The organism is Deferribacterota bacterium (genome assembly GCA_034189185.1).
GTDB lineage: Bacteria > Chrysiogenota > Deferribacteres > Deferribacterales > UBA228 > UBA228.
In genome coordinates this window covers 1-11,987 of the sequence record JAXHVM010000055.1, presented here as the reverse complement: position 1 = coordinate 11,987, position 11,987 = coordinate 1, and the positions used below count along the sequence as shown (strand labels likewise).

Genomic DNA, 11,987 nt, shown 5'->3' with positions numbered 1-11,987 from the left:
CTCTTTAATAAGTCCTTCTCTTTCAATCTTTTTCTTTAAAAGTTTTAATGCCCCATCAACATTATTATTTCTTACTTTTACTATAGCGTTAACTGCCAACATATCACCCCTTAAAATTTTCTATGCTGATTCTTTCTTGTTATCAAATATTAAGATTGGATCAGCTTTATTTAAAATAGCATCCTCTGTTATTATACATTCTTTAACATCTTTTGCAGAAGGTATATTATACATTAAGTCTAACATAGATTGTTCAATAATTGAACGAAGACCCCTTGCTCCAGTCTTTTTCTTAATAGATAATCTTGCAATTGTTCTAAGTGCTGAATCAGTAAATGTAAGCTTAACATTATCTATTTTGAAAATCTCTTTATATTGCTTTATTAAAGCATTTTTTGGTTCAAGGAGTATTGTAACTAAAGCTTTTTCATCTAAATCATGGAAAGGTGCTATAATCGGTAGCCTTCCAACAAATTCTGGAATTAAACCATATCTAACCAAGTCCTCTGGTTGTGCCTGATACAGTAGATTTAACTCCTCTTTTATATGATCAGCTACTTTTCGCTCACCTGTTTTAAAACCTAGTGTTTTATCCCCTAAACGCCTTTTAATTATATCTGTTAGGCCAGAAAAAGCTCCACCACAAATAAACAATATATTCGAAGTATCTATTTGAATATATTCTTGTTGTGGATGTTTTCTACCACCTTGTGGTGGAATATTAGCCACCGTACCTTCAATAATTTTCAACAATGCTTGTTGAACACCTTCACCAGATACATCCCTTGTAATAGATGGACTATCAGTTTTTTTAGATATTTTATCAATCTCATCAATAAATATTATTCCCCTTTCTGCGCGTTTAACATCATAGTCAGCAGCTTGCAAAAGCTTTAAGACGACATTTTCAACATCTTCTCCTACGTAACCAGCCTCTGTTAAAGTTGTAGCATCTGCTATTGCAAAGGGCACATTTAAAATATATGCCAAAGTCTTGGCTAATAGTGTCTTCCCCGTGCCTGTAGGGCCAAGCATAAGAATGTTAGATTTTTCTATTTCAACATCTGAATTTTTTGAATAAAATATTCTCTTATAATGGTTGTGCACTGCCACTGATAATATCTTTTTTGCATATTCTTGCCCTATTACAAAATCATTTAACTTTCTATTTATCTCTTGCGGCTTATATAGTTTTATGTTGTTGTCAACCTCTTTACCTATTTCTTCATCTTTTAAAATTTCATTACACAATTCAATACATTCATCACATATATATACATTTGGACCAGCGATTAACTTTTTAACCTCTTCTTGTGTTTTACCACAAAATGAACAATATAAGTTGTCCGACTTATTTCTAGCCATTTACTACTCCTTTCGTTTAATATCCTCTTTAATAATTAATATAAACAACTTTATTTCTTATCAAGATCTTTTTTTTCTATAATGTCATCAATAATGCCATATGTTTTGGCTTCTTCTGCACTCATAAAATAATCCCTATCCACATCTTTTTCAATTTTTTCTAATGATTGACCTGTTCTCTCTGATAAAATACTATTTATAATATTCTTCATACGTATAATCTCTTTTGCATGTATCTCGATATCCTTAGCCTGCCCTTGAAATCCTCCTAATGGTTGATGTATTAATATTCTTGAATGAGGAACAGAATATCTCTTGCCCTTTGTGCCACCAGCCAATAACACAGCTGCCATGCTTGCAGCTTGACCAATGCAAATAGTTGATACATTTGGCTTAATATGGTTCATTGTGTCATATATAGCTAAACCACTCGTTATAATACCACCTGGGCTATTAATATATAAATATATATCTTTTTCGCTATCTTCCGCCTCTAAGAATAATAATTGCGCTACTACTACATTTGCTACATTGTCATCAATCCCTGTGCCTAAAAAAACAATCCTATCTTTTAGTAGTCTAGAATAAATATCATAAGACCTCTCACCTCTACCAGTTTGTTCAATAACAAAGGGTATATAGTAACTCATTATTCTTCTCCTTTTTTCTTATTATCGTCATCCTTGGGCTTTACATATCTTTGTTCAACCTTATTTACATTCAATAATAAATCTTGAATTTTATCTACTAGTATATTGTCCTTAATTCTTTGTAACACATTATTTTTCTTCCAAAGATCTTTCAGTTTATCAAGTTCCATATTTAAATTCTTTGCATACTCTTTGATTTTTTCATCAATCTCTTCTTCACTAACCTTAATATTTTCTTTTTCAGCAACCTTAAAGATTACTAATGCAGATTTTATTTGAAATTCAGCTCTTGATTTCATATTTTCTATCAATCCTTTCTTGTCTGGCAATTTATCCAGGATAGCCTCACCATAAGTTTGTTTATAATTTTCAATCATCATCTGAGCTATATTTTCAGCTTCTTTATTCACCAAAGATTCTGGAACGTCAAAGGGGTTCTCCTCTAAAATTTTATTAATTATCTTTTCTATTAAAAGATTTCTTGCTCTTTGCTTCTTATGCTCATATAGTTTCTTTTTAATATCTGCCCTCAAATCTTCTAATGTCTCAAAATTTTCGCTCACCTCTTTAGCAAAGTCATCATTAATATCTGGCAATGTTTTCTTCTTTATCTCCTTAAGTGTTACCCTATAAGTAACATTTTTGCCTGCTAATTTTTTATCTCTATGTTCATCAGGGTATTTTACAATAAACTCTTTTGTTTCGCCCTTTTTCATCCCTTTAATAGCATCATTAAAATCTCTGTTGAAATCATTATTATCTAAAATAAACTCAAAGTCCTTGCTTTCTTCCTCTTCTCCATCAATTATCTCAACCATGTCAATATTTATCATATCAAGGCTCTCAGCGCTTTCATCTTCCTGTTTTGGGCTATAGGTTGCAAACTGATTCCTTAATATTTCTAACTCTCTATCAATCTCGCTATCAACAACCTCTTCAATTTCTTCTACAAACTCAAAATCTTTATATTTTTGAATATCGCACTCTGGATACACATCAAATATTACATTAAAAGAGATACTTCTATCATCTTCAAACTTAAAATCTTTTACAGTGGGCATATTTAGTGGTGCTATACCTTTTTCTTGAACAGCTTCTTTTATTGCATTATTAATTACATTTTCTAATGTTTCACTCATAATCTTGTTATGATAATACTTTTTAACAAAATCAACGGGGGCCTTACCCTTTCTAAAACCTGGTATTTTCGCCTCCTTCCTAACCCTTTCTAGCCTATTGTCATAGGCTTCATCAAACTTGTTTGATGGAATCTGAATGCTCAACTTCTTTCTCGATTGCTTTAGATCCTCAACATCAATTTTCATAAACTATCCCTTTGTTAGTATTTAATTTTAATTTATTATAACATATTAATTTAATGCGAGTGGAGGGACTCGAACCCCCACGCCAAAAGGCACTAGATCCTAAGTCTAGCGCGTCTACCAGTTCCGCCACACTCGCATCCTACAGGTGAGTGACGGGATTTGAACCCGCGCCCACTGGAGCCACAATCCAGCGCTCTACCAACTGAGCTACACCCACCATTTGCTATGTGAAAAATAAAAATACTCATTAATTATATATTAGTCAATAATTTATTTATTATTTAAATCATTTATTTAATTTATTTATATTAAATATATAATAAATATTATAAAAAATAAAGAGCTTACTAAATTATAGCATATAAATGAAAATATCACTTATTCAACTAGATGTCAAATTGTGTGTTCCCTATAATAGTCTAAATAATATAAATATATTAATTGATAAAAAAGTTCCGGATAAAATAGATTTAATTATATTCTCAAAATCGTGGAATACAGGTCATCGTTATAGTAATATAGAATATCTAGCTGAACTAAATCATAGAGAAATAGACAAAAAACTTAAAATATTGCAATGGCAAAAAAACAAATTTATTAACAGGTTATATGATTGTTAAAATAAATAATAATATCTACAATAGAGCCTATATCGTTTTTGATTATTGTGATATTATAGCAGAACTATATAGCAAGAAGCATATCATAACAAATGATTTAGATTTAAGTGTTTTAAATACTATAAGAGAAGAATTACCACTAATTAATGATTATAAATTTTATGAGAAATAATAGAATATATTCTAAAATAATTATTAAAGAGTTTTCTAATGTCTTTTTTTCTTAAAAAATTTAAATTACCATTATTATACAAATATGTTATCTTTGAAATAATTAAACCCTTTATATTAATTTTGTTATTACTGCATATAATTATTTTTATTCATACTTCCTATGACTATTTACAAAAGGTGGCCAGCGGCGTTATTACAAAATCTGTATTATTTCCTCTTATTTTTTTTGAGAATATTATCTCCCTTGAAGTATTGATCCCTCTATCTTTTTATCTAGGCTGCATAATTATACTCAGCAGAATGGATGACAATAGCGAGCTAACAGCGATGTTATCTTCCGGTTTTAGCTCAAGAAAAATTTTTAAACCCATAATTATGCTAACTATCTCAGTGGCTATATTAAGTGCTCTACTAAGTAATTTTATTAGACCATGGTCATATAAAAATATATACCTTCTTGAACACTATGCAAAGCAGACCTTTGATATAACTAGAATAAGCAAAGGACACTTTATATCCTTTGACGATGGTAGTAAGATAATTTATGCTGATGATAAAATAAAGCCAAATATTTTAAAAGATGTTTTTCTCTATACTAAAAGCACAAAAGACGAGATTACTGACGAAATAATATATGCAAAAAAAGCATATTTAAACGAGGAGAATAATAAGCTTAAAGATTTGCTTATTCTGGAAGATGGAGCTATATATATGTTTAACTCAGGGAGTGGTAAAGAAACATTCTCAAAATTTAAGAATATCTATATTGATATAGGCAACACTAAAAGTGCACTGGAATATGAATCAAAAGCGTCGCCAACCTTTGAACTTTTAAGTAAAAATACTAACAGCAATATTGCTGAGTTAGAATGGAGATTAACAGTCCCATTTATGACTTTATTTTTAGGCTTATTATCTATAGCACTCTCAAGGTCATCCCCAAGGATCAAAAAGCGCTCGCAAAAAATAATAATAGCAATTCTAATTTATATAACATATTACAACCTTTACGATATAGTCGAGGAATGGGTAAAGGATGGTTTAATACCAGCAATACCTGGCACTTTCTGGTTAACACTTCTATTATTTATTACCTATATCTATATAAGATTTAAAACAAGTAGAGAATATCTGTATTAATGAAAATTAAATTAATTAATAAAACTATATACAAAAGTTATTTAAATATATTTTTACTGGTAACCTTTATATTATCAGCACTTTTCTCGTTTATAGTACTATCAGAGCAGCTTGATTATTTGGGAGTGGGTTATTTTAATCTAGGCCATGCAGTTATATTTGTAATATTAACCTTGCCAAACAGAATGGTTGAGTTTTCTCCTATGAGCGCAATCATTTCAACTATATTAACACTGGAAAACCTAATAAGACATCGCGAATTAATAGCCATCAAATCTTCAGGGGGTACTAATAGGTATATAATTAATATATTTTTGAAAATATCATTTATATCTTTAATTATAATCTTTTTTGCAATAGAATTTATAACTCCCATCCTTGATCAATATGCTAATAAAATTAAAGTTGCAGCTATCTCAAAAAATGAAAATCTCGTGCTCAGTGATGAGGGTTTTTGGGCAAAAGATAAAAACAAATTTGTTAATATAAAAAAAATTAAGCCAGGAAATATTCTGCAGGATATACGAATATTTAAAATCGATGGAGATACAAAAGCCCTGTCAAACATTATATATGCAGAAAGAGGCACGATTGAATCTAAAAATAGACTAATCCTAAATAATATAACAGTAAAAAGTTTTACCGAAAAAGGGATAGAGATAAATACCTACAGTGAAAAAATAATAAAGTTTGATATTGCTCTTTTTGAGAAAGAGCTCATATCAATACCAATTGAAGCTGCCTCTCTAAGTGAGCTAATGGTTCAGGTAAAGGAGCTAAAAAAAAGGGGCGAGAATTACGATTACATATTATCTGTCTTTTGGCAAAAATTAAGTATTCCCTTTGCTGTAACGGCAATGATCTTATTCTGCTTACCCTTTTTTATAAACAGATTGCCTGCAAGAGGAGAATTGGGTATTGAAATAGCCTTGGCAATATTAGGTGGTTCTCTTATATACTTCCTCAAATATATACTAGGCTACATAGTATTAATATTTAATATTGATCCATTTTTTCTTATTATGGGACCAATCTTGGCTATATTGATAATAGATTTTTTCCTACTTATCAATGTAGTTGAATAACAAATTTTATTAACTAATCCTATAATACCTTAATTACTTCAGTGTCAAATGACTTTTTTTCTATATTGTACACCTTTCTTTCTAGATCTATTTTCCATTTTTTATCGCAGTTATATAATTTATACATGTTATAGCCACCACTACGAATACCTATATTAGATTTAAATGCCATAGCAGGAGCACTGATAATTGGAATATTAGTTTCTCTATAGTTAAAATAGCTTAGATTAAAACGGTGTATATGACCATGAAGCACTAAATTAATTGAACCTGTCTCTAAAATCCTTATAAGTTCTCTACTATTTAACAAGCTTTTAGTTTTATAGATTATACCCTTTATTGGTGGGTGGTGTATTAAAAGGATATTAAAATAGCTATACTGAAGTTTTTTTAATATTAACCCTAAATGCTCCAATTGGGATTTCTTCAAATGGCCATAGGAGAAAAATGGGGGTGTTACTACTGCTGAATTTATACCTATTATTGCACAATTTCCTATTATTTTCACAAAGGGGAGATAATTTTTAGTATCAATATAGTTATTTACTGAAAAAAAATCACAAAATTCTTTATAGAATAAACTTTTACCGGCAAATGTATAAAAATCATGGTTTCCTGGAATTATTGTTATATTTTCATTAGCACCTAATGTTTGAATATAATTTCTTGCTTTTTTAAATTCACTGGCCGTACACAACTGTGTTAAATCACCAGTTATTACTATATGGTCGGGTTTTTCTAAACCTATATCCTTTTTAATCTCATCGAATATAAAATAATCAAAGAGTTTATGCTTTTTAGATTTCCAAAAACAATAACCACACAACCTTTTAGAGAATAGTTCTTTGTAGGTTATTTTGCTAACATTATTTATATGTAAATCACTTAAATGGGCTATACGTATCATTCTAAGAGTATTTATTATTAATTATTTCATAATAGATTTCATACCACCTTTTTTTAAATGCTTCAACCATTGTATCATTATTTGTAACAGCAAATATTTCGTGATTCTCATATATTGATCTATTTGACAAATTTAAACTTCCAAAACCCACAAATTGCTCATTCTTTTTTTCTATTATTATAAACTTATTGTGCATTGGATATCTTTTTGGATGTATATACCTCATATAGTTTATAGAGTATTTTTTTAGTTGCCTTTCAATCCTTTCTGGAAAACGCCTCTCAGTGTCATGGGAGATGATATCCAGTCTTACCCCCTTTCTTTTCAATTTATACAATATCCTAGCAATACCAAAAAGAGATATATGGGATACTGCTATATAAACCCTATCGCCCTTTTCTGCTGCATAAAAAAAATCTGTAACACATTTTTTTCCCGCCCATGGAAAAAAATGTATTTTAGTATCCGTATCACATATACACTTATCTTTTTTCTTAAAATTCTCAATAATGCCATGATTTATTTGCACAATATTTTTACAATGATTATAGAGGCCCTCTATTAAATGCTTTTCATCAATTTCCACTAAAAAATTGTGGCCCCTATATTGATCACCTATCAAATCAATGATTCTTTTATCATCATTATTTATTTTACTAGATGGGTTAAAACTTCCTATAAAAACGGATGTTTCAAAATCGTTTTTAAAATAATAAACTTTTTCATGAATTCTAGGCATACCACCAAATATCCCTCTGTGGGGCTTACTATGCTCTATATACTTAATCTTCACTTTGGAGCTTTCTTTTAATAGATTAAACACTTCATCATTGCAATCTTTTACCCTGGGACGTCTCTCCAATACAACTGTCACATTTGCCCCTCTTTCAGCTGCCTTTATAAGTTTATTAGCTAAATCTAAATCTCTAAAATAGTAGGTTACCCAAAAAATCTCCCCCTTTTTACCAATTAAATCAATTTTTTCAGCTAATATATTCCTTAAATAAAATGGGGGCTTGTCAGGACCTCCAAAATATACTTTCATTGGTTTATTATCTTTTTAACCAGCTCAAGATCCTCAATTTTATCAACGTCAATACAGGCTTCAGGATAGGGCATTTTTATTATGCCAACATCTGCATCTAATTTTTTAGACATTTTCTTAAATGCTTTTTTTGAGCTCAATAAGCCCATTGAAAACAAGATAAGACCCCACACTGGCATAATCATCCTTGCTATTTTTAAAGGGTTCTTTCTCATATTTTCAACTTTTCTCCAAAGCTCTATCACCTTATAACCATTTTCATTCATAACAGCAAAGAGATTGCAAAAGCAAAAAGAGATATCTCTAAATTTTAAAACTGTCCTTTTAGTATCAGGGAATTTCTCTACTACCCTATTATAATCATTAACTGCCATCAACACATCCTTTCCGCTCTTGAATGCCCCATTTAGAAAAAAATCTATCCACCCTAACTTTAATAATACGTTATCTGAAGTTGTTATAAAAACATTTTCATTATTTAATTCCTTTAAAATCGACAAAACGCTTTCAGCAGGGGATAACATCTGCTTTCTAAATTTAATTTTATTTTCTTTCTCTAGTTTTTGTAGTTGCCAAGATTCTTCCATAAGCAACGCTGGCCCAATAACATAGATGTCTTTAATTAAATTGCTCTTCAATAGGGCTTCTAATACATATAAAATCATAGGTTTATCATTTATATTGATCAGGGATTTTGCTTTTACCCCACAATATTCTAATAATTCATTTTTCTGCCCTTTCCCTATTCTTTCACCTGCTAAAACTATTGATATAAACATCAGTTTATTTATAATGATATATAAATATAAATCAAGAAAATATTAGAGGTCTGTGATGAAAATTAAATTAATAATATTATTGATAATGCTTTTTTTTGTGTCTTTTCCCTTTATCTCTGGTGCATCCTCTGGAAATATGGTTAAAGATGAGTTAATTTATACAATTAATGAGTATATAAAAAAAGCTGAGGTCTTAGATGAAGATAGTGATAATAGGTATACCTATTTTAAAAGAGCTTCAAAGCTTGCAGAGGATATAATTAAAAAATACCCTAATGATGATACGGGTTATGCCTATTTAGCCTATACGTTAGGCTCTACAATGGAACAAGCACCCTTTTATGAAAAGATAGAACTTGCAAAAAAAGTAGAAAAGGCAGCTGAAAAGGCTATAGAGATAAATGAAAACAATCATATGGCATTGTTTATTTTGGGGATGATTAATAAAGAAGCTAGCGAAATCGAGGGCTTTCAAAAAACACTAGCAAAACAGTTCCTAAATGATATTATTAAAAATGCCTCCTTTAAGAGAGCTATAGAATATTTTGAAAAAGCAGTTAACCTTGATAAAAATAATGCCCAATACCTCTATGAAATGGCAAAAACTTACGAAGAAATAGATAAAATTGAAAGAGCTAAAAATATATATAGAAAATTATTAAACCTTGAAATTACTAATAAAAAAGAGCAGAAGTATGTTGAAAGAGCAAGAAAAAGGATAGATAAACTAGAAAAATTTTCACTATTATATGAATAATATAGAAAAAAATAAATTTAAAAACTTAAAGAGATTGTTAGCATTTTTAAAACCTTATAAATTTAGACTAATTACAGCTCTATTAGCAACGCTTGTTGTCTCAGCCACCACAGGCGCAATGGCGTATATTGTTGAGCCAATAATGAATTATATTTTTGTCAACAAGGAGAGCACCTATCTATATATATTGCCTTTGGCTGTAATATTTATTTTTATTGTAAGAGGTTCCTTCCAAGTATACCAAGACTATCAGATGAAATATTGTTCACTAAAAATATTAGAAGAGATGAGGAATAGATTATACAGTAAAATAATAAGGCTACCTATTGAATTTTTCGATAGATCACAAGTTGGTTTCTTAATGTCTAGGGTGGTTAATGATGTTGAGATTATTAGAAATAGCATTCCCGTGTTGTCTCGTTTAGTGAAAAGGATATTTACAGTGTTTATATTAATAGGTGTAGCTTTTTATCAAAGTTACTTTTTAACACTTTGCTCATTAGTTGTCCTACCTTTAGTAGCCTACCCGATTTATTATATAAATAAAAAACTTAGGAAATTTTCCAATAAGAGACAATCAAAAGTAGCTGATATGTCTTCAATACTACAAGAAATATTTAGCTCAATGCTAGTAATAAAATCCTCTACATCAGAAAAGAAAGAGATTGACAAGTTTAACAAAGAAAATAAGCGTCTAAGAAAGGTTACAATGAAAAGAGAGATCTATAATTTAATAACCTCTCCTATAATGGAGCTATGTCTTGGCATTGGCTTAAGTATTGTCTTAGTATTTGGTGGTTCACTGGTTATAAATGGTGAAATGACAGCTGGTGATTTATTTTCTTTTATTACTGCCATATCGTTGGTATTTAATCCACTTACAAAAATTGGTAATGCAAATATTATGCTACAAGAAGCAATAATAGGCGCTGAAAGGGTTTTTTCTATTCTAGACTCACCAGACATTAAAGAGGAAGAATTGGGGAAAATTGAACTAAAAGAGCCTTTTAATTCTTTATCTTTTAAAAATATATATTTTACATACCCCGGCTCAAATGAGCCAGCCCTAAAAAATATAACCTTTGAGATAAAAAGGGGTGAAAAAGTTGCTATTGTTGGCCCATCAGGCTCAGGCAAAAGTACCATTGTTAAGCTAATTACCCAATTTTATAAACCAAATAAAGGAACAATCCTAATTAATGATAAGGATATTAAAAATTTCACATTAGAAAGCATAAGAAAATATGTTAGTATTGTAACCCAGGGTAGCACCCTTTTCAACACAACAATCAAGGAAAATATCACTTACGGTACTGACTGTGATGATATCAACAAAATAAGAAACGTAGCCAATGCTTCATATGCAGATAAATTTATAAGAAATTTACCAAAGGGTTATGAAACATTGATCGGTGAGCGCGGCTCAACCCTTTCAGAAGGCCAAAAACAACGCATTATTATAGCAAGAGCACTTTTAAAAGATCCTGAACTTCTTATATTAGACGAAGCTACATCAGCACTTGATAGCGAATCAGAATTTCTTGTTAGAAAAGCCTTGGAAAATCTACTAAAAAATAGAACAGCAATAATAATAGCTCATAGATTAACAACAATCTTGAATGCTAATAGGATAATTGTATTAAATAAAGGAGAAATAGTTGATAAAGGCACTCATACTGAATTATTAAATAGGTGTGACCTCTATAAAAAACTCTACAATCTCGAATTTTCCTCTAATAGCGACAATGAAAACATTAATATATTGTAAGTCTAAACAATATATAGTCTAAAATAGTCTAAAAGATTATTTTAAGTTATAATTTTATATTTATGGTTTTTTACCAAACAACAAGAGAACAGATATTATTAATAAAATATTAACTAAAAATATAATAAAAATATTTATTCCAGAAACAGCTGGTATATAACAGGTTAATAATGTCAAAAGCCCAATAAATATAGCATAATTAATCTGTGTTTTTGTATGATCAATAAGATCACATGCTCCACCCATTGACGATAATATTGTTGTATCTGATATAGGTGAGCAGTGATCCCCAAAGATTGCACCCGTTAATACAGCACTAATATTAATTATAAGGTATTCATGGGATGGATTTAAACTAAATGCCAAAGGTAC

Annotated in this window: 14 protein-coding genes and 2 tRNA genes; 6 read left to right on the top strand and 10 right to left on the bottom strand. The window is 29.8% G+C overall.

Features of this window, described 5'->3' with window-relative positions; all coding sequences use genetic code 11:
* The 6 genes from rpsU to SVN78_05385 all read right to left on the bottom strand — a co-directional run.
* Nucleotides 1–102 (bottom strand): 30S ribosomal protein S21 (rpsU, locus tag SVN78_05410; GenBank protein ID MDY6821039.1); only part of this gene is annotated, 102 nt, incomplete at its 3' end.
* An 18-nt stretch (nt 103–120) separates the two neighbouring features.
* On the bottom strand, nt 121–1,365 hold the full coding sequence (gene clpX / locus SVN78_05405) for an ATP-dependent Clp protease ATP-binding subunit ClpX (GenBank protein ID MDY6821038.1): 1,245 nt from the start codon (nt 1,363–1,365) through the stop codon (nt 121–123).
* 50 nt (nt 1,366–1,415) lie between these two features.
* Nucleotides 1,416–2,015 carry an ATP-dependent Clp endopeptidase proteolytic subunit ClpP gene (gene clpP / locus SVN78_05400; GenBank protein ID MDY6821037.1) on the bottom strand — a complete coding sequence of 200 codons (600 nt, stop codon included), beginning with the start codon at nt 2,013–2,015 and terminating at the stop codon, nt 1,416–1,418.
* Nucleotides 2,015–3,340: a trigger factor gene (gene tig / locus SVN78_05395; GenBank protein ID MDY6821036.1), complete on the bottom strand. Its 1,326-nt coding sequence runs from the start codon at nt 3,338–3,340 to the stop codon at nt 2,015–2,017. Before tig ends, clpP begins: the two co-directional genes overlap by 1 nt.
* A gap of 54 nt (nt 3,341–3,394) precedes the next feature.
* Nucleotides 3,395–3,476 (bottom strand) — tRNA-Leu (locus SVN78_05390).
* An 8-nt stretch (nt 3,477–3,484) separates the two neighbouring features.
* Nucleotides 3,485–3,557, bottom strand: a tRNA-His gene (locus tag SVN78_05385).
* Nucleotides 3,558–3,705: 148 nt separating this feature from the next.
* Here SVN78_05385 and SVN78_05380 point away from each other — a divergent pair.
* The 4 genes from SVN78_05380 to SVN78_05365 are packed head-to-tail and all read left to right on the top strand — an operon-like array spanning nt 3,706 to nt 6,359.
* Nucleotides 3,706–3,960 carry a hypothetical protein gene (locus tag SVN78_05380; GenBank protein ID MDY6821035.1) on the top strand — a complete coding sequence of 85 codons (255 nt, stop codon included), beginning with the start codon at nt 3,706–3,708 and terminating at the stop codon, nt 3,958–3,960.
* Complete coding sequence (locus SVN78_05375; GenBank protein MDY6821034.1) at nt 3,950–4,132, top strand: hypothetical protein; 183 nt, start codon at nt 3,950–3,952, stop codon at nt 4,130–4,132. The genes SVN78_05380 and SVN78_05375 overlap by 11 nt, the downstream gene beginning before the upstream one ends.
* A gap of 38 nt (nt 4,133–4,170) precedes the next feature.
* Nucleotides 4,171–5,274 (top strand): LPS export ABC transporter permease LptF, encoded by a 1,104-nt coding sequence (gene lptF / locus SVN78_05370; protein MDY6821033.1) that lies wholly within the window; start codon nt 4,171–4,173, stop codon nt 5,272–5,274.
* Nucleotides 5,274–6,359, top strand: coding sequence for an LptF/LptG family permease (locus SVN78_05365; GenBank protein ID MDY6821032.1), 1,086 nt, complete (start codon nt 5,274–5,276; stop codon nt 6,357–6,359). Before lptF ends, SVN78_05365 begins: the two co-directional genes overlap by 1 nt.
* 19 nt (nt 6,360–6,378) lie before the next feature.
* Here the strand turns inward: SVN78_05365 and SVN78_05360 are convergent, their stop codons facing one another.
* From SVN78_05360 to SVN78_05350, 3 genes are read right to left on the bottom strand one after another with little or no spacing between them, the layout of a single operon-like run.
* Entirely contained in the window at nt 6,379–7,266 is an 888-nt protein-coding gene (locus SVN78_05360; GenBank protein ID MDY6821031.1) for a metallophosphoesterase, read from the bottom strand.
* A gap of 1 nt (nt 7,267) precedes the next feature.
* Entirely contained in the window at nt 7,268–8,311 is a 1,044-nt protein-coding gene (locus tag SVN78_05355; GenBank protein MDY6821030.1) for a phospholipase D-like domain-containing protein, read from the bottom strand.
* Nucleotides 8,308–9,090 (bottom strand): NTP transferase domain-containing protein, encoded by a 783-nt coding sequence (locus tag SVN78_05350; protein ID MDY6821029.1) that lies wholly within the window; start codon nt 9,088–9,090, stop codon nt 8,308–8,310. Before SVN78_05350 ends, SVN78_05355 begins: the two co-directional genes overlap by 4 nt.
* Nucleotides 9,091–9,145: 55 nt before the next feature.
* Between SVN78_05350 and SVN78_05345 the strand changes: the two genes are divergently transcribed.
* Together SVN78_05345 and SVN78_05340 are read left to right on the top strand one after the other, a co-directional pair.
* Entirely contained in the window at nt 9,146–9,847 is a 702-nt protein-coding gene (locus SVN78_05345) for a tetratricopeptide repeat protein (protein ID MDY6821028.1), read from the top strand.
* Complete coding sequence (locus tag SVN78_05340; protein MDY6821027.1) at nt 9,840–11,615, top strand: ABC transporter transmembrane domain-containing protein; 1,776 nt, start codon at nt 9,840–9,842, stop codon at nt 11,613–11,615. Before SVN78_05345 ends, SVN78_05340 begins: the two co-directional genes overlap by 8 nt.
* 60 nt (nt 11,616–11,675) lie before the next feature.
* Here the strand turns inward: SVN78_05340 and SVN78_05335 are convergent.
* A partial coding sequence (locus tag SVN78_05335) for a Na+/H+ antiporter NhaC family protein (protein ID MDY6821026.1) occupies nt 11,676–11,987 on the bottom strand: 312 nt, incomplete at its 5' end.

Bases quoted from the DNA above. Each gene is read 5' to 3' on its own strand.
- clpX (MDY6821038.1), bottom strand. From the start codon at position 1,365: ATGGCTAGAAATAAGTCGGACAACTTATATTGTTCATTTTGTGGTAAA.
- clpP (MDY6821037.1), bottom strand. From the start codon at position 2,015: ATGAGTTACTATATACCCTTTGTTATTGAACAAACTGGTAGAGGTGAG.
- tig (MDY6821036.1), bottom strand. From the start codon at position 3,340: ATGAAAATTGATGTTGAGGATCTAAAGCAATCGAGAAAGAAGTTGAGC.
- SVN78_05380 (MDY6821035.1), top strand. From the start codon at position 3,706: ATGAAAATATCACTTATTCAACTAGATGTCAAATTGTGTGTTCCCTAT.
- SVN78_05375 (MDY6821034.1), top strand. From the start codon at position 3,950: ATGATTGTTAAAATAAATAATAATATCTACAATAGAGCCTATATCGTT.
- lptF (MDY6821033.1), top strand. From the start codon at position 4,171: ATGTCTTTTTTTCTTAAAAAATTTAAATTACCATTATTATACAAATAT.
- SVN78_05365 (MDY6821032.1), top strand. From the start codon at position 5,274: ATGAAAATTAAATTAATTAATAAAACTATATACAAAAGTTATTTAAAT.
- SVN78_05360 (MDY6821031.1), bottom strand. From the start codon at position 7,266: ATGATACGTATAGCCCATTTAAGTGATTTACATATAAATAATGTTAGC.
- SVN78_05355 (MDY6821030.1), bottom strand. From the start codon at position 8,311: ATGAAAGTATATTTTGGAGGTCCTGACAAGCCCCCATTTTATTTAAGG.
- SVN78_05350 (MDY6821029.1), bottom strand. From the start codon at position 9,090: ATGTTTATATCAATAGTTTTAGCAGGTGAAAGAATAGGGAAAGGGCAG.
- SVN78_05345 (MDY6821028.1), top strand. From the start codon at position 9,146: ATGAAAATTAAATTAATAATATTATTGATAATGCTTTTTTTTGTGTCT.
- SVN78_05340 (MDY6821027.1), top strand. From the start codon at position 9,840: ATGAATAATATAGAAAAAAATAAATTTAAAAACTTAAAGAGATTGTTA.